This window comes from Virgisporangium aurantiacum, assembly GCF_016863635.1.
Lineage (GTDB): Bacteria > Actinomycetota > Actinomycetes > Mycobacteriales > Micromonosporaceae > Virgisporangium > Virgisporangium aurantiacum.
Genome location: NZ_BOPG01000003.1, coordinates 324112 through 347777, shown reverse-complemented (window position 1 = coordinate 347777; position 23666 = coordinate 324112). Strand labels below are relative to the sequence as shown.

Annotated in this window: 21 protein-coding genes; 14 read left to right on the top strand and 7 right to left on the bottom strand. The window is 71.9% G+C overall.

The window, feature by feature from the left end; genetic code table 11:
• Positions 1-2: 2 nt before the first annotated feature.
• Positions 3-1502: an NCS2 family permease gene (locus tag Vau01_RS02210; protein WP_203986443.1), complete on the top strand. Its 1500-nt coding sequence runs from the start codon at positions 3-5 to the stop codon at positions 1500-1502.
• Here Vau01_RS02210 and Vau01_RS02205 read toward each other — a convergent pair.
• Entirely contained in the window at positions 1459-2418 is a 960-nt protein-coding gene (locus Vau01_RS02205; protein WP_203986441.1) for an HNH endonuclease, read from the bottom strand. The two genes, Vau01_RS02210 and Vau01_RS02205, sit on opposite strands and share 44 nt — an antisense overlap.
• A gap of 26 nt (positions 2419-2444) precedes the next feature.
• Here Vau01_RS02205 and Vau01_RS02200 point away from each other — a divergent pair, with 26 nt between their 5' ends.
• Both Vau01_RS02200 and Vau01_RS02195 read left to right on the top strand, forming a co-directional pair.
• Positions 2445-2825 (top strand): DUF2784 domain-containing protein, encoded by a 381-nt coding sequence (locus Vau01_RS02200; protein WP_203986437.1) that lies wholly within the window; start codon positions 2445-2447, stop codon positions 2823-2825.
• Between the two features lie 23 nt (positions 2826-2848).
• Complete coding sequence (locus Vau01_RS02195; protein ID WP_203986434.1) at positions 2849-5392, top strand: FtsK/SpoIIIE family DNA translocase; 2544 nt, start codon at positions 2849-2851, stop codon at positions 5390-5392.
• Here the strand turns inward: Vau01_RS02195 and Vau01_RS02190 are convergent.
• Complete coding sequence (locus tag Vau01_RS02190) at positions 5369-5992, bottom strand: helix-turn-helix transcriptional regulator (RefSeq protein ID WP_239151233.1); 624 nt, start codon at positions 5990-5992, stop codon at positions 5369-5371. The genes Vau01_RS02195 and Vau01_RS02190 overlap by 24 nt on opposite strands.
• 55 nt (positions 5993-6047) lie before the next feature.
• On the opposite strand from Vau01_RS02190, the gene Vau01_RS02185 reads away from it, so the two are divergent.
• The 8 genes from Vau01_RS02185 (at position 6048) to pspM (ending at position 12778) form a co-directional block, all read left to right on the top strand.
• Positions 6048-6491, top strand: coding sequence for a DUF3291 domain-containing protein (locus tag Vau01_RS02185; RefSeq protein WP_203986432.1), 444 nt, complete (start codon positions 6048-6050; stop codon positions 6489-6491).
• Complete coding sequence (locus Vau01_RS02180) at positions 6488-7672, top strand: low temperature requirement protein A (protein WP_203986430.1); 1185 nt, start codon at positions 6488-6490, stop codon at positions 7670-7672. Before Vau01_RS02185 ends, Vau01_RS02180 begins: the two co-directional genes overlap by 4 nt.
• Before the next feature lie 33 nt (positions 7673-7705).
• Positions 7706-9118, top strand: coding sequence for a 30S ribosomal protein S12 methylthiotransferase RimO (rimO, locus tag Vau01_RS02175; protein WP_203986429.1), 1413 nt, complete (start codon positions 7706-7708; stop codon positions 9116-9118).
• A gap of 56 nt (positions 9119-9174) precedes the next feature.
• Positions 9175-9735: a CDP-diacylglycerol--glycerol-3-phosphate 3-phosphatidyltransferase gene (pgsA, locus tag Vau01_RS02170; RefSeq protein ID WP_203986635.1), complete on the top strand. Its 561-nt coding sequence runs from the start codon at positions 9175-9177 to the stop codon at positions 9733-9735.
• Positions 9732-10208 carry a CinA family protein gene (locus Vau01_RS02165; RefSeq protein WP_203986426.1) on the top strand — a complete coding sequence of 159 codons (477 nt, stop codon included), beginning with the start codon at positions 9732-9734 and terminating at the stop codon, positions 10206-10208. The genes pgsA and Vau01_RS02165 overlap by 4 nt, the downstream gene beginning before the upstream one ends.
• Positions 10209-10317: 109 nt before the next feature.
• On the top strand, positions 10318-10812 hold the full coding sequence (locus tag Vau01_RS02160; RefSeq protein WP_203986424.1) for a helix-turn-helix domain-containing protein: 495 nt from the start codon (positions 10318-10320) through the stop codon (positions 10810-10812).
• A gap of 216 nt (positions 10813-11028) precedes the next feature.
• The gene (locus Vau01_RS02155; RefSeq protein ID WP_203986422.1) at positions 11029-11892 is read left to right on the top strand and encodes a PspA/IM30 family protein; all 864 of its coding nucleotides are present in this window, start codon (positions 11029-11031) and stop codon (positions 11890-11892) included.
• A gap of 88 nt (positions 11893-11980) precedes the next feature.
• Complete coding sequence (gene pspM / locus Vau01_RS02150) at positions 11981-12778, top strand: phage shock envelope stress response protein PspM (protein WP_203986420.1); 798 nt, start codon at positions 11981-11983, stop codon at positions 12776-12778.
• Here the strand turns inward: pspM and Vau01_RS02145 are convergent.
• Together Vau01_RS02145 and Vau01_RS02140 are read right to left on the bottom strand one after the other, a co-directional pair.
• Complete coding sequence (locus Vau01_RS02145) at positions 12775-13608, bottom strand: DNA-formamidopyrimidine glycosylase family protein (protein ID WP_203986418.1); 834 nt, start codon at positions 13606-13608, stop codon at positions 12775-12777. The genes pspM and Vau01_RS02145 overlap by 4 nt on opposite strands.
• A gap of 3 nt (positions 13609-13611) precedes the next feature.
• The gene (locus Vau01_RS02140; protein ID WP_203986415.1) at positions 13612-14400 is read right to left on the bottom strand and encodes an SAM hydrolase/SAM-dependent halogenase family protein; all 789 of its coding nucleotides are present in this window, start codon (positions 14398-14400) and stop codon (positions 13612-13614) included.
• 183 nt (positions 14401-14583) lie between these two features.
• On the opposite strand from Vau01_RS02140, the gene Vau01_RS02135 reads away from it, so the two are divergent.
• Both Vau01_RS02135 and Vau01_RS02130 read left to right on the top strand, forming a co-directional pair.
• Positions 14584-15519, top strand: a complete 936-nt coding sequence (locus tag Vau01_RS02135) for an EamA family transporter (RefSeq protein ID WP_203986412.1) — start codon at positions 14584-14586, stop codon at positions 15517-15519.
• A 10-nt stretch (positions 15520-15529) separates the two neighbouring features.
• On the top strand, positions 15530-16420 hold the full coding sequence (locus Vau01_RS02130; RefSeq protein WP_203986409.1) for an LLM class F420-dependent oxidoreductase: 891 nt from the start codon (positions 15530-15532) through the stop codon (positions 16418-16420).
• A gap of 77 nt (positions 16421-16497) precedes the next feature.
• Here Vau01_RS02130 and Vau01_RS02125 read toward each other — a convergent pair whose 3' ends face one another.
• A complete protein-coding gene (locus Vau01_RS02125; protein ID WP_203986652.1) occupies positions 16498-17331 on the bottom strand; it encodes a hypothetical protein in 834 nt (277 codons plus the stop codon).
• Between the two features lie 24 nt (positions 17332-17355).
• On the opposite strand from Vau01_RS02125, the gene Vau01_RS02120 reads away from it, so the two are divergent.
• Positions 17356-18123: an alpha/beta fold hydrolase gene (locus Vau01_RS02120; RefSeq protein ID WP_239151232.1), complete on the top strand. Its 768-nt coding sequence runs from the start codon at positions 17356-17358 to the stop codon at positions 18121-18123.
• On the opposite strand, the gene Vau01_RS02115 is transcribed toward Vau01_RS02120, so the two are convergent.
• Both Vau01_RS02115 and Vau01_RS02110 read right to left on the bottom strand, forming a co-directional pair.
• Positions 18092-22558, bottom strand: a complete 4467-nt coding sequence (locus tag Vau01_RS02115; RefSeq protein WP_203986406.1) for an ATP-dependent helicase — start codon at positions 22556-22558, stop codon at positions 18092-18094. The two genes, Vau01_RS02120 and Vau01_RS02115, sit on opposite strands and share 32 nt — an antisense overlap.
• Positions 22559-22604: 46 nt before the next feature.
• Entirely contained in the window at positions 22605-23663 is a 1059-nt protein-coding gene (locus Vau01_RS02110) for a DMT family transporter (protein ID WP_203986402.1), read from the bottom strand.
• Positions 23664-23666 lie beyond the last annotated feature (3 nt).

Genomic DNA, 23666 nt, shown 5'->3' with positions numbered 1-23666 from the left:
CCATGGCGCACACCGAGGCAGCCTCCGACCTGCCCCCGGGCCCCGACCCGGAACCCCCCGCACCCCCACGCAACGGTTTCGACCGCTACTTCGAGATCAGCGCGCGCCGCTCCACCCTGGGTCGTGAGATCCGGGGTGGCCTGGCCACCTTCTTCACGATGAGTTACATCGTGGTCCTCAACCCGTTGATTCTGGGCGGCGGCGCCGACAAGAACGGCGCGCACCTGAACATGACGCAGGTCGCGGCCGCCACCGCCCTGGTGGCCGGCGTCATGACCATCCTGATGGGCGTCGTCGCCCGGTTCCCGCTCGCGCTGGCGGCCGGCCTCGGCGTCAACGCGCTCGTCGCGTACGAGATCGCGCCGACGATGACCTGGGCCGACGCGATGGGCCTCGTGGTCATCGAGGGCGTGCTCATCACGATCTTCGTGCTCACCGGGCTGCGCGAGGCGCTGTTCCGGGCCGTGCCGGCCCAGTTGAAGATCGCGATCGGGGTGGGCATCGGCCTGTTCCTGACGATGATCGGGCTGGTCGACGCCGGGTTCGTCCGCTCGACCGGCACCGGTGCGCCACCCGTGCAGCTCGGCCTCGGCAACCGGCTGGTGGGCTGGCCGTCGCTGGTGTTCGTGATCGCGCTGCTGGTCACGCTGGTCCTCGTGGTGCGCCGGGTGAAGGGCGCGATCCTGCTCGGGATCGCGTTCGGCACGGTGCTCGCGGTGATCGTCGAGGCGATCGTCAAGATCGGCCCGACGTTCATCTCACCGGAGAAGACCAACCCGCACGGGTGGAACCTCAACGTCCCCGAACTGCCCGACAAGATCTTCGACCTGCCCGACCTGGGGCTGCTCGGGCACTTCAGCGTGCTCGGCGCCTGGGACTCGGGTGTGACGCTGGTCGCGATCATGTTCGTGTTCACCCTGCTGGTGACCGACTTCTTCGACACGATGGGCACGATGGTCGCGGTCGGCTACGAGGCGGGTCCGCAGGGTGGGCTCCTGAACGAGGACGGCACCCCGCCCCGCACGCGGGAGATCCTGCTGGTCGACTCGATCGCGGCGGCGGCCGGCGGAGCGGCGAGCACCTCGTCGAACACGTCGTACATCGAGTCGGCGTCCGGCGTCGCCGAGGGCGCCCGCACCGGCGTGGCCAACCTCGTCACCGGCGGGCTGTTCCTGGTGGCGATGTTCTTCGCGCCGATCGTCGAGATCGTGCCGTTCGAGGCCGCGTCGGTCGCGCTGGTCGTCGTCGGCTTCCTGATGATGACGGCCGTCCGCTCCATCGACTGGACCGACTACGAGATCGCCATCCCCGCGTTCCTGGCGATCGTGCTCATGCCGTTCACGTACTCCATCTCCACCGGCATCGGCGCCGGGTTCATCGCGTACGTCCTGCTCCAGGCGGTACGGGGCAAGGCACGCCGGGTGAGCCCGCTGATGTGGGGCGCGGCGGCGCTCTTCGTCATCTACTTCCTGCGGGACCCCATCGAGCAACTGCTGTCGTAACACTCGGCTGACGGCGAAATTCGAGATAGCGCTCTTCAAGCCGAGCGGGGTCAGGCCGTGCGGAGACCTGATGCGGCACCTGAAGACGCGTACCGTGCGTCTCCTGAAGGCCGTATTTGAACATCGGGCCGCCGGTCTGGCTGAGGATGTCTGGCCGGACCTCAATGATGAGGTCCGGCCGGACTCCGAGGATATTGGCGTCAAAGGCGGCGTGATGGATCTTGCAGAGCGCCAGGCCGTTGGGAACGACGGGTTCGCCGCGAGGATGGCTGTCGCTCAAGATGTGCGCGGCCTCGACCAGTTGTGGCAGATGCAGGCCGCACATCGCGCAGGACGAGCCGTAGGCCCGCAGCACTCGCGCCCGAAAGATCGGCTGATGGAGCCGAAGTTTCAACAACCGCTGTGCATATTTGCGGGCGGCAGCCGGTTCGGGTCCCCGTAGAGCCGGCAGGAGGGCCTGCTGTTCGTCGATGCCCACCACGAACTGGTGTTCTGCCGCCTCTTCGGTCAACAAGAAGACTGGGTAAATCGCCTGGTAGACGCTCTTCGCAACACCGACAAAGTAGACGAGCGGCGCACCCTGCTGCAGGGCCGACCGCAACGCTCGGTTGTCGGCATGGTTGGGGTCGGTGCCCCGGTACTTGTATCGCATGAGCCCGTCTGCGCCGACCTCGTCTTGGTACGGGCGGTCGGCAGGAGAGCGGGCGAACGTCGTACGAATGCTCAGGGCTGCCGAGAGGTGCTTCGGCTTCCAGATTCCTGGCTGCACGATCAGCCGCTGCGGTTGGCCCGCATAGATGAACGAGTTGATCAGGCTCGACGGGATGCCATCGGGATGTGCGGCCGCCAACCGGTCGAGGTGCGTAAACATCGACCTGCGCAGTCCGTCTTCGGTCGCGATCACAATCCAGGTCATACCAGCGGGCTGCGACAGTTATAGGCATGGGGTACGAGGCGCTCGTCAGTGTGATTCTCGTCGTGCACTTCGGTTACCTGGCGTTTGTCGTGTTCGGCGGGTTTCTGGTGTGGCGGTGGCCGCGGGTGTTCTGGGTGCACCTCGCGGCCGCCGCCTGGGGACTCGCCGTCGTCGGGATTCCGTTGACCTGTCCGCTCACCACGGCGGAGAACTGGGCGCGCCGGCAGGCGGGGCAGACGGAGCAGTCGGCCGGGTTCATCGACCGGTACATCGAGGGCGTGCTGTACCCGGAGCGGTTCACGCTGGTGCTGCAGGTGCTCGCCGGCGTCACCGTGGTCGGGTCATGGGTGGGTGCCTATCTCTACCGGCGGCACCTGCGGCGGCGAGTCGAAACTGTCTCGCTGTAGATCCGCCGCTACCGTGGGGACCTATGGCGGGCAGGACCTCTCAGCCGAGCCGTCGCCGTGCCCCGGCCACCAAGGCCACACCGGCTCGACGGCCGACCCAGCGCACCCGCCAACCGACCCGGCAGACCACGCGGAAGACCGCACCGGCCCGTCGGGTGGCGCCGCGCCGGCGGACCTCCGCCGGGGGCGGGTTCAACCCGCTGGCGCTGCTCGGCCGCGGAATGATCGCGCTGTGGATGGGCCTCGCGCACATCCTCGGCTGGATGGTGCGGGCCGTGGGCCGGCAGGCCGCCACCGCCAAGGACCTCGACCCGGAGCACCGCCGCGACGGCGTCGGCCTCGCCGTGCTCGGCCTGGCGGTGCTGCTCGCGTTCGCGGTCTGGTTCAACTCGGCCGGCCCGGTCGGCACCTGGCTCGCCGACACCGTCCGGTTCTTCCTCGGTGCCATCGCCGCCACGCTGCCGGTGCTGATGCTGGTCGGCGCCGTGCGCCTGATGCGCAAGCCGGTCGAGGAGCCGCCGCGCGGCCGCGGCGTCGTCGGCTGGTCGGCGCTGATCGTCGGCGTCGCCGGCCTGCTGCACCTGGTGTTCAAGCAGCCGGTCGACCCGCTGAAGATGGAGAAGGCCGGCGGCGTGCTCGGCCGGTTCACCGGCGGGCTGCTGGCCAAGGCGGTCACCGGCTGGGTCGCGGCGCCGCTGCTCCTGCTGCTCGTGGTGTTCGGCCTGCTCGTGGTCACCGCGACGCCGATCAACAAGATCCCGCAGCGCTTCCGCGACCTGCGCGACCTCGCGTTCGGCCGGCTCCCCGACGACGAGGACGAGGACTACGAGGACGGATCGGCCGCCCACGACCAGGCGTCCGACGGGGAGCCGGCGGCCAAGCGTCGCCCGGCCCGCCGCCGCCAGGGCGCCCTGGCCGAGGTCGGTGACGAGGTCAGGGACGAGCTGTCCCTCGACGACGAGTCGATGCCCGGCCCGATCGAGGCGTTGGAGACCGTCGCGCTGCCGCGCAAGCCGCAGCCGAAGGCGAAGAAGCCGCCGCCCGAGCACACGCCGATGCCCACCCGGGCCGAACAGCTCGCGCTCACCGACGCCGACTACAAGCTGCCGCCGCCGAACCTCCTGATGAAGGGCGACGCGCCGAAGGCCCGCAGCCGCGCCAACGACGAGGTCATCGCGGCCCTGACGGGCGTGTTCGACCAGTTCAACGTCGACGCGGCGGTCACCGACTTCACCCGCGGCCCCACCGTCACGCGGTACGAGGTGGAGCTGGGCTCGGGCGTCAAGGTCGAGCGGATCACCGCGCTCACCCGCAACATCGCGTACGCGGTCAAGTCGCCCGACATCCGGATCATGTCGCCGATCCCGGGCAAGAGCGCGGTGGGCGTCGAGATCCCGAACCTCGACCGGGAGAACGTCACCCTCGGCGACGTGCTGCGTTCCCGCGTGGCGACCAGCGATCACCACCCGCTCACCGTGGGCCTCGGCAAGGACATCGAGGGCGGGTTCGTCGTCGCCAACCTCGCGAAGATGCCTCACATTCTGATAGCCGGCGCCACCGGGGCGGGCAAGAGCTCGTGCCTGAACACCCTGCTGGTGTCGATCCTCACCCGGGCGACGCCCGACGAGGTGCGGCTGCTGCTCGTCGACCCCAAGCGGGTCGAGCTGACCAACTACGAGGGCATCCCGCACCTCGTCACCCCGATCGTCACCAACCCGAAGAAGGCCGCCGACGCCCTCGACTGGGTCGTACGCGAGATGGACATGCGCTACGACGACCTGGCCGCGTTCGGGGTGCGGCACGTCGACGACTTCAACCGCAAGGTGCGGGCCGGCCAGATCAAGGCGCCGCCGGGCAGCGAGCGGGTGATCCGGCCGTACCCGTACCTGCTGGTGGTCGTCGACGAGCTCGCGGACCTCATGATGGTCGCCCCGCGCGACGTCGAGGACTCGGTGGTCCGCATCACCCAGCTGGCCCGGGCCGCCGGCATCCACCTCGTGCTGGCCACCCAGCGGCCCAGCGTCGACGTGGTCACCGGCCTGATCAAGGCGAACGTGCCGTCGCGGCTGGCGTTCGCGACGTCGAGCCTCGCCGACTCGCGGGTCATCCTCGACCAGCCCGGCGCCGAGAAGCTGATCGGTCGCGGTGACGGGCTGTTCCTGCCGATGGGCGCGTCGAAGCCGACCCGGATCCAGGGCGCCTGGGTGAACGAGTCGGAGATCGCCGACATCGTCAAGTTCTGCAAGGACCAGCGCGAGCCGGAGTTCCGCGAGGACGTCACGGCCGCACCGGAGTCGACCAAGAAGAAGGTCGACGAGGACATCGGTGACGACCTGGAGCTGCTGATCCAGGCCGCCGAGCTGGTGGTGACCAGCCAGTTCGGGTCGACGTCGATGCTCCAGCGCAAGCTGCGGGTCGGTTTCGCGAAGGCGGGCCGCCTGATGGACCTCATGGAGAGCCGGGGAATCGTCGGACCGTCGGAGGGGTCGAAGGCCCGCGACGTCCTGATCAAGCCCGACGAGCTGGAAGAGGCATTGGACGCGCTACGAGCGGGCGGCGGCGACTAGCGCGATCCGCACGCAGCAGCCGTTCGGCTGCGGGTCGAGCTCCGCGCGCGACTCGGCCATCCCGCCGCCGTCGAGCATGCCGCGGATCAGCGCCAGGTTCATCCCGCACACCAGCGGCGGGAACTCCTCGGCCACCGTGCCGAACGGGCAGTTGCGCAGCCGGACACAGGAGTCGTCGGTGACCGGTTCGTAGCCGAGCCCGTCCAGGTGGTCGACGAGATCACCGACCACGGGCTGGGTGCGGCCGCGCCGGTGCGCCGCCGCGTAGGCCGTCGCGTCGGCGCCCGTCTCCTCCAGGGCCTCGGCCAGGGCGCCGGCCAGCAGGCGGTACTGGCGCGGCGGGACGCTGACCGCGACCTCACCGGGCGCCCGCCGGTACAGCTTCGCCGGCCGGCCCGTGCGGCCCGGACGCCGCGCGAACGACACCGTGAGGAGCCCGCCGCCGGCGAGCTTGTCGAGATGGAACGCGGCGAGCGTGCGTCCGACGCCGACCGCCTCGGCCACGGCGTCGCGCCCGACCGGGCCGGGCTGGGCGGCCACGTACTCGTACACGGCCCGCCGCACCGGCTCGTGCAACAACCCGATCGCGTCCACGGTCACGTGTTCCAGTGTGAGGCCTTTCAAAAAATAATGGAAGTTGTTTAAACTCCGATGCATGCACATCGCGCAGCTCAACATCGCGACGCTGGTCGCCCCGCTCGACAGCCCGGAGCTCAAGGGCTTCGTCGACCTGCTGGTCGAGATCAACGACCTCGCCGACAACTCGCCCGGGTTCGTGTGGCGACTCCAGGACGAGAACGGTGACGCCACGGCGATAAGGCCGTTCGGGCCGGACGTGATCGTCAACCTGACGGTGTGGGAGTCGATCGAGGCGCTGTACGCGTACACGTACCGCACCGATCACCTCGGCGTGCTGCAGCGCCGGCGGGAATGGTTCCGGCGCTCAGGGCGTCCCCATCTCGTGCTCTGGTGGGTCGACGAGGGTGCGCGGCCGACGGTGGCCGAGGCCGCGCGGCGGCTGGCCCTCCTGGCCGAGAGCGGCCCGACGCGGGACGCTTTCACGTTCCGGAATCAGTTCCCCGCTACGCTCGCCGCGTGACGGCTGAGCCAGCAGAGACACCGACTGCGGAGGAAACCGGGCAGGTCCGGGTCTCCACCCTGGAACTGTTCTTCGACCTGGTCTTCGTCTTCACGATCACCCAGCTCACCGAGGTGCTCGCCGACCACCTCGACCTGATCGGCGTCGTGCGGGTGACGCTGATGCTCGGCGTGATCTGGTGGATGTACTCCGCCTACGCCTGGCTCACCAACGCCATGACCCCGTCGAGCCCGCTGCGGCGCGTCCTGCTGCTGGTGGGCATGGGCAGCTTCCTGGCCGTCGCGCTCGCGGTACCGGACGCGTTCGGCGCCGCCGGTTGGCTGTTCGGCCTCGGCTACCTGGTGGTCAACCTGGTGCACACCGGCGCGTTCGCGCTGGCGGGCGGCGAGGGCGTGCTCCGGGCGTTGCGCGGCGGGCTCGCCCTCTTGAACCTGCTCTCCTCCTCGCTGGTGCTCGCCGGCGGGATTCTCACCGGGCCGTGGCGGTACGGGCTGTGGGCGCTGGCGTTCGCGATCCAGGCCGCGACGCCGTACCTGAGCCCGATCGGCGGGTTCTCGATCGCGGCGGGGCACTTCGTCGAGCGGCACGGCCTGGTGGTGATCATCGCGCTCGGTGAGTCGATCATCGCGATCGGCGTCGGGGTCCGCGGTTACGACCTCGGCCTGTCCATCGTGTTCGGCGCGATGCTCGTGCTCACCGTCCTCTACTACATGTACTGGGTCTACTTCGGTGGCGACGACGAGCGGGCCGAGCACGTGCTGGCGGCCACCGCCGACCCCACCCGCCGGGCGTACCGGGCGGTGCACGCGTTCGGCTGGGCACACATCCCGATGCTGCTCGGGATCGTGGCGTTCGCCGCGGGCGTCAAGAAGATCATCGGGCATCCGTTCGACGCGGCGAAGATCGAATACGCGCTGGCGGTCGCCGGCGGCGTGCTGCTCTACCTGATCGGACACGCGGTGTTCCTGCTGGTGCTGGGGCTGGGCCGGCTCCGGTACGCGCTGATGTGCGGCGTGCTGATCCCGTTGGTGGCGCTGCCGCTCGGTCTGGTGTCCGCCGCGCTCATGCTGGGCGCGATCATCGTGGTGTTCGCGGTGTCCTGGTTCGTCGAGGCGGGCGGCCCGCGTCCGGTCCTGCGGGCCTGGCGAGCCGGGGATACGCCAGGTCCGCATTCGGGTTGAGTCGGGCCCGGCGAAGGCCGGTACCCTCGACACGTGTCCCAACGCCGTCTTGCCCTGGTCACCCTCGGCTGCGCCCGTAACGAGGTCGACTCCGAGGAACTGGCCGCCCGCCTCTCCGCCGGAGGCTGGTCGGTAGGCACCGACGCCACCGGGGCCGACGTGGTCGTGGTGAACACGTGCGGGTTCGTGGCCGACGCCAAGCAGGAGTCGATCGACACGCTGCTGGCCGCCGCCGACGGTGGGGCCAAAGTGGTCGCGACCGGCTGCATGGCCGAGCGGTACGGCAAGGAGCTGGCCGACACCCTGCCCGAGGCGCACGCCGTGCTCGGCTTCGACCACTATCCCGACATCGCCGCCACGATCGACGCGGTCGCGCGGGGTGAGAAGGTCGACAGCCACCAGCCGCGCGACCGGCGCACCCTGCTGCCGCTCACACCCGCACAGCGGCAGGTCAAGCGGGCCGACGTGTCACTTCCCGGCCACGCGCCGGCCCATCTTCGCGTCTCCCGGCAGCGGCTCGACAAGGGTCCGGTGGCCGCGCTCAAGCTCGCCAGCGGCTGCGACCGGCGCTGCGCGTTCTGCGCCATCCCGTCCTTCCGGGGGGCGTTCGTCTCGCGTCCGCCGGAGGAGGTGCTCGCCGAGGCCGAGTGGCTGGCCGGCACGGGGGTGCGCGAGCTGGTGCTCGTCAGCGAGAACTCCACCTCGTACGGCAAGGACCTCGGTGACCCGCGGGCGCTCGACAAGTTGCTCCCCCAACTCGCGGCCACCACCGGCATCGTGCGGGTGCGGGTGTCGTACCTGCAGCCGGCCGAGACCCGGCCGGCCCTGATCGAGACGATCGCGACGACGCCCGGCGTAGCGCCGTACTTCGACCTGTCGTTCCAGCACTCCAGCGAGCCGGTGCTGCGCCGGATGCGCCGGTTCGGCAACACCGCCCGCTTCCTCGACCTGCTCGAGATGGCCCGCGCGTACGCGCCGGAGGCCGGTGCCCGCAGCAACGTGATCGTCGGCTTCCCCGGCGAGACCCGCGCCGACGTCACCGAACTGGCCGGCTTCCTCACCGCCGCCCGCCTCGACGCGATCGGCGTCTTCGGCTACAGCGACGAGGACGGCACCGAGGCGGCCGGCATGACCGGCAAGGTCAGCCCGACCACCGTCCGGCGGCGGGTCGAGCGGATGACCGAGCTGGCCGACTCGCTGTGCGCCCAGCGCGCGGAGGACCGCGTCGGCACCGAGGTCGACGTGCTCGTCGACGCGATCGAGAGCGGCGTGATCGAGGGACGCGCGGCGCACCAGGCTCCGGAGATCGACGGCTCCACCACGCTGCGCGGTGCGCTCGCCGGCGACCTGCGCGTGGGGGATCTCGTCCGGGCGAAGGTCACCGCCAGCGACGGTGTCGACCTGGTCGCCGAGCCGGTGGAGATCGTTTCCAAGGCACCGTCATGATCCCGGAACCGGTGACAGCGTCCGACCTTCCCGCCGCTGCGCCGGTGGAGGTGGAGATGCAGCCGGTGCCGGCCATTCCGCTGGTCAACATCGCCAACGCGCTCACCACGCTGCGGGTGCTGCTGGTGCCGGTGTTCGGCTTCTTCCTCGTCATGGGGGAGATGGAGCACGCGGGGTGGCAGATCGCGGCGACGATCGCGTTCGCGGTCGCCTCGATCACCGACTACGTCGACGGCTGGATCGCCCGCCGGCTCAACCTCGTGACGTCGTTCGGCAAGGTCGCCGATCCGATCGCGGACAAGGCGCTGATCGGCACGGCCCTGGTGCTGCTCTCCGGGTACGGGGTGGTGCCGTGGTGGGTCACCACGCTGATTCTGGTGCGCGAGATCGGCATCACCGCGATGCGGTTCCTGGTGCTGCGGCACGGTGTGATCCCGGCCAGCCCCGGCGGCAAGCTCAAGACCATGCTGCAGAGCATCGGCATCGGATGGCTGCTGCTGCCCCTGCCCGACGCGCTGGGCGACCTCGGGCTGTGGGTCATCTACGCGGCGATGGTCGTCACGGTGGTCACCGGCGTCGACTACGTCATCCGGGCGATCCGCCTCAGCCGCTCATGACGGCGGGAACGGTCCTCTCCCTGTTGAAGAAGCGCGGGGAGACGCTCGCCACGGCGGAATCCCTGACGGGTGGGCTCGTGGCGGCCACGATCGTCGACGTGCCCGGCGCCAGCGCGGTGTACCGGGGCGGGCTCGTCGCGTATGCGACAGAGCTGAAGGCCGCGTTGGTGGGCGTCCCGAATGATCTTTTAGCGGCGCGCGGGCCGGTTGATCCGGACGTGGCCCGGGCGCTGGCCCGTGGTGCGCGCGAACGGTGCGGGGCCGATTGGGGCCTGGCCACGACGGGCGTCGCCGGCCCCGATCCGCAGGACGGGCACCCGGTGGGGCGGGTGTACGTGGCGGTCTCCGGACCCGGTGTCGACGAGGTGCGTGAGCTCACGCTCACCGGCGACCGGCCGGCGATCCGGGCGGGAAGTGTCGCGGCGGTACTGGTGTTGTTGGAAGACACGCTGGTGTCCGCCCGGTTCGCTTAGGGCGCAATGGGCCCCGCCATGGTGCGGGTGCCGCCCACCAGCGGGTACCGTGGCAATGCCGGCGATGCCTCTCTGCATCGCCGGTGGCCTCTACAAGAGGAGGTGCGCTGTGATCCTGCTTCGTCGGGTACTCGGCGACGCGCTTCGCGCGCGCCGGCAGTCCCAACACCGCACGCTGCGTGAGGTCAGCGGTGCCGCGAACGTGAGCCTGGGTTACCTCTCCGAGATCGAGCGAGGCCAGAAAGAGGCGTCGAGCGAACTGCTGTCGGCAATCTGCGATGCGCTCGGTGCCCAGATGTCCGAACTGATGCGCGACGTGAGCGACACCCTGGAGCTCGCCGAACTCACCGAGTCCGGCCTGCTCGATCGCGCCCGTCGGCTCGAACCGGCTGGAGTGGGCTCGGGGTCCGGGCCGACACCGGCGCCGGCCACCGAGTCGGGCGAGCCGATCGAGTTCGGGGCCCCGCCGCAGCGCGAGCCGGAGGCGTTCGGCGGCACCGTCACCAACTTCGTGGGCGACGGGTCGATGGCGGTCGCCGTGCGGCATCAGGGTCCCCTGAAGACGACGCTGCACGCCCAGCGCCTCGACCTCGTGGGTGCGTAGTTCGGCTGAGAGCCAGCTGAGTTTTGCTGGGAAGCCCTACCCCGGTTTGTCCGGTTCGGTGCCTATTGCCGTGCCGCGACCCTGGATTGTCCCCTAGGCCTGGTGACGTTCTGGCGCATGCCTGCAACGATGGAAGCCGCACCGGAGCAGGCGGGCGAACACAGACGATGACTACAGCGGCGGCGCTGGTCGACGGGGGAGAGAGGACCGCGAACAATGGCGAACCCTTTCGCTAAGGGCTTCAAGTACCTGATGGCGCTGTTCGGAGCCAAGATCGACGAGTATGCCGACCCGAAGGTGCAGATCCAGCAGGCGGTCGAAGAGGCCCAGCGCACCCACCAGGCGCTCGTGCAGCAGGCGGCCGCGGTGATCGGCAACCAGCGTCAGCTCGAGATGAAGCTCTCGCGCACGATGGGCGAGGTCGAGAAGCTGCAGGGCTCGGCCCGGCAGGCGCTCGTGCTGGCCGACCAGGCCCGCGCGCAGGGCAACACGACCAAGGCCGGCGAGTACGAGAACACCGCACAGGTGTTCGCGACCCAGCTGGTCGCGGCCGAGCAGAGCATGGAAGACATGAAGACCCTGCACGACCAGGCGCTCGGCGCCGCGGCGCAGGCCCGGCGGGCGGTCGAGAACAACTCGATGGTCCTCCAGCAGAAGCTCGCCGAGCGCACCAAGCTGCTCAGCCAGCTCGAGCAGGCCCGCATGCAGGAGACCATCGCCCGCTCGCTCGAGTCGATGAGCTCGCTGGCCGCGCCCGGCAACACCCCGTCGCTCGACGACGTGCGCGAGCGCATCGAGCGCCGGTACGCCAACGCGATGGGTCGGGCCGAGCTCGCCGGCAACTCGGTCGAGGGCCGCATGCTCGAAGTGCAGAAGTCGACGCTCGACATGGCCGGCGCATCCCGGCTCGACCAGATCCGCCAGAGCATGCAGGGGGTCGAGGCGGGCCCGCAGCAGCCGGCGGTCGGTCCCGGCCAGGCCGGCGCGAACACGGGCAACGGAACCGGCGGCGACCCGGCAAGCGCCGCCCGGCTCGCACAGATCCGGGCGAGCCTGCAGAAGCCCGCCGGCTCGAACTGATCATGATGGACGGCGGCCGGCCTGGCCGCCGGGGTGAAGCGGAGGCGGTCATGCCGCCGTCTTGTGCGGGATTTGGGCGGTAGAGATCATGGCTGATCAGCGAACGAAGCACCTGCGTCGGCTGCGCCGCCTGTTGGGTTCGGCCCGGCGGTGGTCGGTCATCGGCGGCGGGCTGGCCGGTGCCACCGCGATCCTCGTCCCGTACGAGGGCCTCGGCGTGGGCGACGCGGGCTGGGCCGCCGGTGCCGGTGCCGCGGTGGCCCTGGCCGTCTGGCGGTGGCGCGACTTCCGCGAGATGAAGGCGCTGCCCGTGCCCGAACCCACCGACCCGGCAACCGTCGCCGCCGAACTGCGGCGCAAGGTCGTCTCGGCGGTGAGCAGCGTGCCGGCCGGGCAGAGCGCGATCACCGAACTGCGTCGCCACCGGGCCCGCCTCAAGTACCGGGGGCTGGCCGTGGCGCCGCTGTGGATGCGGCTCGACCGGGCGTCGATGACGTTCGCCGGCATCGCGCCCCGGCTCCACGGCATCGCGGCCGACGCGGTGCTCGAAGCCGCCACCGCCGAGCGCACCCTGACCGACCTGGTCGAGCGGGCGGCCACCGTCGAGCGGACGATGAAGACCATCCCCGGCCTGCCGGCGGGCACCGACGGCGCCCTCGACAGCCGCCAGGGGCTGGCCGCCGCGCACGTCGATCTCATGGGCCAGATCACCGAGGGCGTCACCGCCTACGAGCGGCTGGTCGCGGCCGGCGCCAGTTTCGTCGCCGAAGACGGCCGCATGGGCGCCAAGTTCATGGACCCGGCGGCTGCCCGCCTGACGGAGGCCGCCGACCTCCTTCGCGGCGTGAGCGCCGGTCTGGCCGACCTCCGCACCCAGATGCCCTAGTCCCTGGCCAGCGTCGGGCGACCCTGGCCGGCCGGGGATTCCGTGCCGGGCTGGCAGGTCGGGCACCAGTAGCTGATGCGTTCGTGGTCGCCCTGTTTCGAGCGGCGGATCGTGGTGCCGCAGCGCCGGCAGGGTGAGCCGGCCCGCTCGAAGACCCAGTGCTGCTCGCCCCGCCGCAGTGAGCCGGTGGTGGCCTGGCTCCAGCGTCCCTTGTTGGCGGCGAGCAGTTTCTGCGCCAGCGTCACCGTCTTCTCCAACTCGACGATCTCGCCGACGGTGCGCCAGGGGTTGATCCCGCGCAGGAACAGCGTCTCGCTCTTGTAGAGGTTGCCGATGCCGGCGAGGTTCCGCTGGTCGAGCAGGGCGTCGGCGATCTCGCGCTCGGGTCGCTGCCCGATGCGGCGGACGGCCTCGGCCGGGTCCCAGTCGGCGCCCAGCAGGTCCGGTCCGAGGTGGTCGACCAGCGCGCCTTCCCTGCTCGCCGGCACCAGGTCGAGTTCGTGCAGGTGGTAGCCGACGGCCACCGCACGCTCGGCCCGGAGCACGACCCGGATCAGGTGGGCGGGCCGGCCGCTCCACCGTTCGCCGGGCTTGTAGACGCGCCAGGCGCCGTCCATGCGCAGGTGCGAGTGCAGCGTCCAGGGCTCGTGGTCCTTGTCCAGCAACCGCAACAGCAGGTGCTTGCCCCGGCTCGCCGACTCCGCCACCCGCCATCCCGAGACGTCGGCACCGGCCAGCCGCGGGACGCGGAACTCGCCCCGCTCCAGCGTCTGGCCCACCAGGCGGTCCAGCACCCGGGCGGTGTTCCAGACGGTGTCTCCTTCGGGCACGGATCAGTTCTCGCGTTCCACGCGCAGCACGTCGCCGTGGGTGACGCCGAGCGCGACCACCGCGCGGCCGCCGTTGACCGCGACCGCCACCCGGCCGGCCGAGTCGACGTACACGACGAGTTCGCCCGCCCGCGCGTCACCGAACGTGCGGCCGCGGGCGGCGCGCAGCCCGCCGATGAGCACCGCGGTCGGGTACCCGTCGAGGGCCGCACCGGGCGCGGCCAGTTGGACGTTGCCGAACCGGTCGACCGCGGTGACCTCCGCCTCCAGCCAGTCGTCGCCGAGCACCAGCACCGGTTCCGGCAGCCGGACCAGGCTGTTCGGCAGGATCTCGGTTCCGGCGTCCGACGGATCACCGCCCAGCGCGAGTCGCGCCGCCACCGGCGCGAAGACATCGCGGCCGTGGAACGTCGCCGAGACCACCGGTAGGTGCCACTCCGGGTTGTCGAGCACCACCGCCCGCCGGGCGCCACCCAGCGCCTCGGCCGCCGCCGGCAGCAGCCCGTTGTCGGGCCCGACGAGCAGACCGGACGGCGTCTCCACGAGCACCGATCGGCGGGCCGTGCCGACGCCCGGATCGACGACCGCGACGTGGACGCCCACCGGCAGGTGCGGCACGGTCTGGGCGAGCACGGTCGCGCCCTGCGCCACCTCGCCGGGCGGCACCAGGTGGGTCACGTCGATGATCCGGGCGTGCGGGGCCAGCCGGGCGAGCACGCCGTGGCAGGCGGCGACGAATCCGTCGGACAAGCCGTAGTCGGTCGTGAACGAGATGCAGTCGTACCGCGGCATGCGGGTAATCGTATGGATTCGATGCGCCTTTGCCCGGTAACGTGCCGACCCATGCGTCTGTTGTCTCCACCCGTCGCCGCCTAGCGGCGGCGGCACCGCAGCCCCGACCGGCGTTCTGAGCCGCTCGGGGTGGTCCGCGTCGCCTTCCTTCCTTGACGTGACCACTCTGAAGCGGAGACAACATTGGCAAGCAACTCATCCCTGCCCGTCGGGCGGGGACTCTGGTTCGTCTGCATCGCGGCCACGGCGTGGGGCACCGGTGGCGCGGTAGCGGCGGTTCTGTACGACACGAGCGGGCTCGGCCCGGTCGCGGTGTCGTGGTGGCGGTTCGTCGGCGGCGTGCTGCTGCTGGCCGGGGTCCGCCGGTGGTTCGGTCCGCGCGGAAGGTTGCGCTTTCCGCGTGGTTCCTGGGGTTCGATGACGGTGACGGGCTGCGGCCTGGCCCTGTATCAGACCGCGTACTTCGTCGCGATCCAGTACACCGGGCTGGCGGTGGCCACGGTCGTCACGTTGGGCGCCGGGCCGGTGCTGATCGCGGTCGGCGCGCGGCTCGCGGGCATCGAGAGATTGGACGGCGCGGGCGTCGCCGCGTGCGTCGGCGCGGTGCTCGGGCTCGTTCTCCTGGTGGGCGACGGCGTGGTCGGTGTCGGTGCGGGCACCGGCGCCGATGCCGGGGTCGATCCGGTCGGCGTCGGGTTCGCGCTGCTGTCGGCGGCCGGCTATGCGTCCGTCACCTTGCTGACCCGGCGGGGGAACGGCCTGGACCGGTACGACACCGCGCTCGGCGGCTTCGGCGTCGGCGCGGTCGTGCTGGCGCCGCTGGCGATCATCGACGGCCCGCTGCCGTCCTCCGGTGGCGTCGTGCTGACGGCGGGCCTGCTGTTCTACCTCATGGCGGTGCCGACCGCCCTGGCGTACGCGCTGTTCTTCGCCGGTCTCGCGGTGGTGCGGGCGACCACGGCGTCGGTGGTCGCGCTGGTCGAGCCGGTCACGGCCGCGGCCGTCGCGGTGACGCTGCTGGGCGAGCGGCTGACGCCCGTGGCCGCCGTGGGCGGGGCGATCCTGCTGGGAACTGTGTTCCTGCTCATGCGGTCGGAACGCCAGAGCGTGGACTCGTAGGGTGGAGATCATGCGCTTGTGTGTCTTCATCGAGCCCCAGAACGGCGCGTCGTACGACGACCAGCTGGCCGTGGCCCGCCGGGCCGAGGAGTGCGGGTTCGACGCGTTCTTCCGCTCCGACCATTTCCTCACGATGAGCCGCACCGGCCTGCCCGGCCCGACCGACTCGTGGGTGACGCTGGGCGCGCTCGCCCGCGAGACCAGCACGATCCGGTTGGGCACGCTGGTGTCGTCGGCGACGTTCCGGCTGCCCGGGCCGCTGGCGATCGCGGTGGCGCAGGTCGACCAGATGAGCAACGGCCGGGTCGACTTCGGCCTCGGTACGGGCTGGTTCGAGGCCGAGCACACCGCGTACGGGATCCCGTTCCCGCCGGTGGGCGAGCGCTTCGACCGCCTGGAGGAGCAGCTGGAGATCGTCACCGGCCTGTGGTCGGCCGTCGAGCCGTACTCGTTCGCCGGCCGCCACTACACCCTGGTCGACTCGCCGGCCCTGCCGAAGCCGGTGCAGCAGCCGGTGCACGTCATCGTCGGCGGCGCCGGCCCGAAGCGGACCCCGGCGCTGGCGGCCCGCTTCGCGGCCGAGTACAACGTGCCGTTCCAGCCGTTGGACCGGACCCGGGACGCGTTCGACCGGGTCCGCGCGCTGGTCGACCGGCCCATCGTCCTCTCGATGGCACAGACCGTCGCGGTCGGCCGCGACGCCGCCGAGGTCAAGCGCCGCGTGGCGGCGGCCGGCCGGATGGCGGAAAACGGCCTCTCGGGGACGCCGAGCGAGCTGGTCGACCGGTTGGGCGAGTTCGGCGTGGCCGGCGCCACGAGGGCCTTCCTCCAGATCCTCGACCTGCAGGACCTCGACCACCTGGACCTGATCGCATCGGAGGTCATGCCCCACCTCCGCTGAACCCCAGTCGATCTTGCAGTTGTGGTGCCGCGCTCACCCTGTTTTGTGCCGGTTTGGGCGCCACCACAACTGCAAGATCAACTCCTGCGGGCGGCGGGCACGGCGGGTTTGGTGCGTGCGGTGGCCGCGAGGGCCGCCAGGGCGCCGATCACCGCGACTCCCGCCGCGACCGGGGCGGTTTTGCCGTTCCAGAGGTCCATGCCGACCACGGGGTAGAGGACGGCGGCCAGTATCGGCGCGGCGGTGGCGGCCAGGACGGCGGTGCCGCGGGACGCGCCCCGGCGGGCGAACCAGTACCCGAGCGCGGCCGTCACCGCGACGGCGACCAGCGCGTACGGGAGCAGCGTCGGCAGGTGGTAGCCGAGGGCGTCACCGAGCAGGTCGTCGAGGACGGTGGTGCCGATCGGCTGCACGAGGCCGGCGTAGACGACGGTCTCGGTCCAGCCGATGAACGCGAGCGTGGCCACCCACAGCAGGACGAGGTGGCTGGCCACGCCGATCAGCGCCCGCACGCCGAGCGGGCCAAGCAGGAACGCGGCGATCCCGCCCACGATCACGCCCGCCAGCACCGCGTCGGTGGCGAGGCCGCCGATGTACTCGGTGGCGCGGCCGTTGACCAGCGGAATCGGCGCGAGCGCACCGACCGCGGCAGCCACCGGCGGGATGCGGCGCAGCGCGCGACGCCCGGTGGGGACGGCCGTGGCCCCGATGACGACCGCGGTGGCGCACAGGTAGGCGATCAGCGTCATCTGCACGTCGATGACCCGTTCGCCACCGGCTTCGAACGACTCGTCGAGCGTGGTGGCGTCGGTGAGTTCGGCGAGGCCGACCATCGCGGTGGCGAGCACCGCGGCGGTCACCAGGGGAGCGGCCACGGCCGTGGACGCGTTACGCAGGAGGCCAGGACGCATCGGGGCAGTGTAAGACTGGTCGGCGTGCTGAACGTTCACCAGTTCGGGGATCCGGCCGATCCGCCCCTCGTGGCGCTGCACGGGGTGCAGGGGTACGGCGGGCGGTGGGCGCCGCTCGCGGCGCTCGGCCGGCGGGTGTACGCGCCCGACCTGGCCGGTCACGGGCTCTCGTCGTGGGACCCGCCGTGGACCATGGAGCGCTTCGCCGACGACGTGCTGGCTCTCCTCGCCGACCTGCCACCGGTCGACCTGGTCGGGCACTCGTTCGGCGGCGCCCTCGCGGTGCGGATCGCCCGCCTGGAGCCCGCCCGGGTGCGCCGCCTGCTGCTGGTCGACCCGGCGATGGGGGTCCATCCGGAGGTGGCCGGGCGGGAGGCCGACGCGGCGATCACACAGAAGTCGTTCCCCTCACCGGAAATGGCCGCCGAGTGGCTGGCCCGGGCCTGGCCCGACGCGTCGGCGGCGGTGCGTTCCGCCGAGATCGACGGGCACCTGGCCCGCGGCGACGACGGCACGTACCGGTTCCGGGTGCGACCGGCCGCGGCCGCCACCGTCTACTCGGAGTTGTCGCGTGATCCGGTGACGCCGCCGCCGTCGGTGCCGACGCTGATCCTGCGGGCGCCTCGCGAGAAGGTGGTGCGCCGCCACTTCCTGAAACTGTGCGCGGCGGACGGCTGCGACGTGACGCTGGTCGACATCGACTGCGGGCACATGATGCTGGAGGAGCGCCCCGCCGAGGTGCTCGCCGCGATGCTCTCCTTCATCCGCGGAGCCGGAGCCCCCGGGGAGTGACCCGGAAGCCGGCCGAGGTGAGGGCGTCGCGCAACGGTGACGAGTGGATCGCCTCGCCGTCGACGCGCTCCACCGACATCGCGCCCAACGCTCCACTGTGGACGGCGTCGGCCAGTGCCTTCGCCCCCGCGGCGAGCGCCTCCTTGTCGTCGGTGAACGAGAGCAGCGTGCGGCCGCCCCGTTCGACGTAGAGCGCCAGGTCGCCACCGGTGAGGACGGCGAGCGCCCCGGCCTTGCGCCCCGGCCGGTGACCGGTGGTGAGCTCGTCGACCACCCGATCGGGCCACGGCAGGGCGGCGCCGTACGGGTTGGCCGGGTCGGTGGTGGCGAGCACCACGGCCTGCTCGTCGGACCGCTCGGCCATGCCGCGCAACCGGTCGACCGCGCCGGGCAGGGCGAACTGGGCGGCACCGAGCCCCTCGACGAAGTAGCCGCGCCGGGCGGCGCCGCGCTCCTCCAGCGCGGCGAGCACCGGGTAGACGCCGGCGAACCCGCCGGGATGACCCTCGGCCATCACCGCGCCCCGCGTGACCACGCCGTACCGTTCGAGCAGCAGGTCGGCGGTGAACGCGGCGCGCCGGGTGGGGTCGAGGTCGCGCTCCGGGAGCCGGTACCAGCGGCCAGCACCGCTCGGCGGCCCCGCGCTCACCAGCGGGCGACCCGGCCGGCGGTACCTCGACCGGCTCGGAGCCGCCTTGGCCCGGTGGGTCCCCCGCGTGATCAGGCCGCGCAGCGGCGCCAGCGTGTCGTTGGAGACGTGGCCGCCCCAGACGAGGTCCCACAGCGCGGCGAGCAGGTCCTTCTCCAGCGGCGCACCGGTCTTCTCCGCCAGATTGCGGAGGAACAGGGCCTGGCCGTCGCCGAGTGTGTCGAGGATCGCCTCGTGCAGCGGGGTGGCGACCGCCTCGGGTTCGGGCTTCGCGAGGACCAGCGGCGCGTTCTCGGCGTAGGCCAGCGTGATCCAGCCGTCGCCGCCGCCGGCGATCGCCCCCGCACCGGCCCACACCAGCTCGCCGGACGCGCACAGCTCGTCGACGTACGCGGCCGAGTAGTCGGCGACGCGGGCCGGCAGCACCAACCGCTCCAGCGCCGACGCCGGCACCGGCACGCCCTGGATCTGGTCGATCGCGGCCGCGACCGCCTCGACGCCACGGCCGGACGATCCGATGTGCTGCCACCGGGGCAGGAACCGGGCCAGCACCGCCGGCGGCACCGGCTCGATCTCGCGGCGTAGCGCGGCGAGCGACCGCCGGCGCAGCAGGCGCAGCACCTCGGCGTCGCACCATTCGCCCGCCGTTTCCTGCGGCGTGTACGACCCGGGGACGGCCGAGGTGAGCCGCTTGAGGGTCTGGTCGACGACGTAGACGCCGAGCCCGAACCGTTGCGCGACGGCCGCCGTGGTGAACGGGCCACGGGTGCGGCAGTAGCGGGCGATCAGGTCGCCCAGCGGGTCGGTGACCGTCTCCAGGTAGGCGTCGGGGATACCGACCGGCAGGGCCACGCCCAGCGCGTCGCGCACCCGGGCCGCGTCTTCCACCGCGATCCAGCGTTCGGCACCGGCGATGCGGACCCGGATCGCCCGCCGGGCCGCGCCCAGCTCGGCCGCCCAGGCCGGCTCGGCGCCGCGTTCCCGGAGCTCCTCGTCGGACAGGTCGCCGAGCAGCCGGAGCAGCTCGGCCACGTCTTCCGCGTCGCGGACCCGCCGCTCGGGGGTGAGCCACTGCAACTGCTCGTGGGTGCTGCGGACCACGTCGGGGTCGAGCAGGTCGCGCAGCTCGACCCGGCCCAGCAGCTCGCCCAGCAGCGTGGAGTCGAGCGCCAGCGCCGCGGCCCGGCGCTCGGCCAATGGGGCGTCGCCCTCGTAGAGGAACGCGCCCACGTACCCGAACAGCAGCGACCGGGCGAACGGCGACGGGCGCGGGGTCTCGGCCTCGACCAACCGGACCTTGCGCGAGGCGACGTCGCCCATCAGCCCGACCAGGCCGTCGACGTCGAAGATGTCCTGCAGGCACTCGCGGGCGGCCTCCAGGGTGACCGGGAAGTCGGCGTACTCGCGGGCGACGTCGAGCAACTGGGACGCGCGCTGCCGCTGTTGCCACAACGGCTGCCGCTTGCGCGGGTCGCGCCGGGGGAGCAGCAGCGACCGGGCGGCGCACTCGCGGAACCGGGCGGCGAACATCGCCGACGTGCCCACGGTCTCCTCGACCATCGTGCGGATCTCGTCGGCGTCGAACGTCACCAGGTCGGCGCCGGGCGGCTCCTCCGCGATGTCGGGCAGCCGCACCACGATGCCGTCGTCGCTGGGCATGACCTGCCCGTCGACGCCGTACCGCTCGCTGAGCCGGCGCCCGATCGCCAGCGCCCACGGCGCGTTGACCTTCGCCCCGAGTACACAGTGGACGGTCAACCGCCAGTCGCCCAGCTCGTCGCGGAACCGCTCGACCACGACCGTGCGGTCGTCGGGCAGTTGCCGGATCGCCTCGCGCTGCTCGGAGAGGTAGGCGAGGAGGTTGTCGACCGCCCACTCGTCGAGCCCCGACTCGGTGAGCTTCTGCCGGGCCTCGTCGGCCGGGGACTTCGCCAGCCCCCGCAGCCGGGCACCGATGGCCCGGCCCAGCTCGATCGGGCGGCCCGCCTGGTCGCCCTTCCAGAACGGCATCTTCGCCGCCTGCCCGGGCGCGGGGCTCACCAGCACCCGGTCGGGCGTGATGTCTTCGATGCGCCAGGACGTGGACCCGAGCAGGAACACGTCGCCGACCCGCGACTCGTAGACCATCTCCTCGTCGAGCTCGCCGACCCGCACCGGCTTCTCGGTGTGGGCCAGGAACACGCCGAACAGCCCCCGGTCGGGGATCGTGCCGCCGCTGGTGACCGCGAGCCGCTGCGCGCCGGGGCGCGCGGTGAGCTCGTCGGTGGCGCGGTTCCACACGATGCGCGGCCGCAGCTCGGCGAACGCCGTCGACGGGTACCGGCCGGCCAGCATGTCGAGCACCGCCCGCAGGGCCGACTCGGGCAGCTCGGCGAACGGCGCCGCCCGGCGAACGGCGGCGGCCAACTCGGGCAGCGTCCACGGCTCCATCGACACCATCGCGACGACCTGCTGGGCCAGCACGTCGAGCGGGTTGCGCGGGTAGCGCATCGCCTCGATGCCACCCTCGACCATGCGCTCGGCCACGACGGCGCACGACAGGAGGTCGCCCCGGTGCTTGGGGAAGACCACGCCGCGCGACACGGCGCCCACCTGGTGCCCGGCCCGACCGACCCGTTGCAGGCCCGCGGCGACGCTCGGCGGCGCCTCGATCTGCACCACGAGATCGACCGCGCCCATGTCGATGCCCAGCTCCAGGCTGGACGTGGCCACCACGGCGGGCAACTGCCCGGACTTCAGCGCCTCTTCGATGTGCTTGCGCTCCTCGCGCGACACGGAGCCGTGGTGCGCCCGCGCGATGACCGGCGCCGCGCCGGCCGCCTGCCCCGCCTGCGCCATGATCTCGGCCGGCGTGTTGGCCGGGACCACGCGTCCCGCCGCGATCTCGTTGAGCCGCGCGCACAGCCGCTCGGCCCCGCGCCGCGAGTTGGTGAACACGATCGTGGACCGGTGGGCCGCGATCAGCTCCGACACCCGCTCCTCGACCGCCGGCCAGATCGACGCCTGGCGCGCCACCCCGCTCTCGTCGGGGTCGGCGTCGTCCTCCTCGTCGAGCCGGGTCATGTCGGCGACCGGCACCTGAACCTCGACCTGGATGGTCTTCGGCGTGCGGGGCTGCACGATCTCGACGGGTGCGGTGCCGCCGAGGAACCGCGCGGTCTCCTCGATCGGACGCACGGTGGCCGACAGGCCGATCCGCTGCGCCGGCTTCTCCAGCAGCGCGTCGAGCCGTTCCAGTGACAGGGCCAGGTGGGCGCCGCGCTTGGTGGAGCAGACGGCGTGCACCTCGTCGACGATCACCGTTTCGACGCCGCGCAACGACTCGCGGGCAGCGCTCGTGAGCAGCAGGAACAGCGACTCGGGGGTGGTGATCAGGATGTCGGACGGTGCCCGCGCGAACGTGCGCCGCTCGTCGGCCGGGGTGTCGCCGGTGCGCATCGACACCGTGACGTCGGGGACCGGCAGGCTCAGCCGGGCGGCGGCCTGCCGGATGCCGGCCAGCGGCGCCCGCAGGTTGCGCTCGACGTCGACCGCCAGTGCCTTGAGCGGGCTGACGTAGAGCACCCGGCAACGCTTCAGCTTCTCGGCCGGCGGTGGCTCCTCGGCCAGCTTGTTGAGCGACCACAGGAACGCCGCGAGTGTCTTGCCGGACCCGGTGGGTGCCACGACCAGGGCATGCCGACCTGCGGCGATCGCCTTCCAGGCGCCCTGCTGGGCGGCCGTGGGCTCGGCGAACGCCGCCCCGAACCACTCGCGCGTCGCCGTGCCGAACAGGTGCAGTGCCATGCGGTCAATGGTGCCCCGCCGGTACGACAGTTTCCCCGGCTCTGCTTCAGGCGCTCGCTCCGCTCGCGCGGGCCCCGGAGCCCAAGGAGGCGCCGTCTTCCCTCGTCGCTCCGGTCGCTTCGCTCGCTGCGCTCCTCAGTCCAGACGACGCCGGCCCCGGGGCCGGCGCCACCTCCCGTTTGGAGGTGGGCCTGCGCACGACACCCTGGGACACCGCGACACCGAACAGGACGATCAGGGCGCCGACCGGCTGGTACCAGCTCAGCCCCTCGCCCAGCACGATCATGCCGATCACCACGGCGAACAGCGGGATGACGTAGGTGACCATGGACGCCGCGCTGGCACCGGCGAGCCGCACGTTGCGGATGTTGATCACGAACGCAAGCCCGGTGCCGAGGACCCCGATCGCGAGGACGCTGCTGATCACCTTCAGGGGCAGGTCACCGACGGCCGGCGGCGCCCCGCCGACCAGCGGCGCCACGATCGCGATCTGCGCGGTGGCGACCAGCAACTGGCCGGTCGTGAGCGACAGCCCGGACAGCGGCTCGCCGGCCAGGAACTTCTTCTGGTACGGGATCGCCACGCCGTAGCAGGCCGCCGCCGCGAAGCACATGAGCTGACCGGTGAGCTGCGTGCCGCCGACGCCCTCCCACACCCCGAGCACCACGAGCACGCCGAGGAACCCGACCACCACGCCGACCGCCTTGCGGACCGCGGGCTGCTCGGTGCGGAACACCAGCAACGCCATCGGGAGCACGATCAGCGGCGTGGCGGCGTTCCAGATGCCGGCGAGCACCGACGAGACCCGCTCCTCGCCGTAGCCGAACAGCGTGAACGGCAGCACGACGCCGAACGCGCTCATGATGTTGAGGTGCAGCCACACCCGCTTCGACCGGGGCAGCCGGTCGCGGGTGATCAGCAGGACGATGAGCAGTGCCACCGCGCCCGAGCCGACCCGGCCCAGCGTGAGGTAGGTCGGGTGCATCTCGGCGACGGCGACCTTGATGAACAGGAAGCTGGAACCCCAGATCGCGGCGAGCACGACGAGGCCCGGCAACCACTCCCGGGCCGGAGCCGTACTGTCAGGGGCGGTAGCGGCGGTCATGGC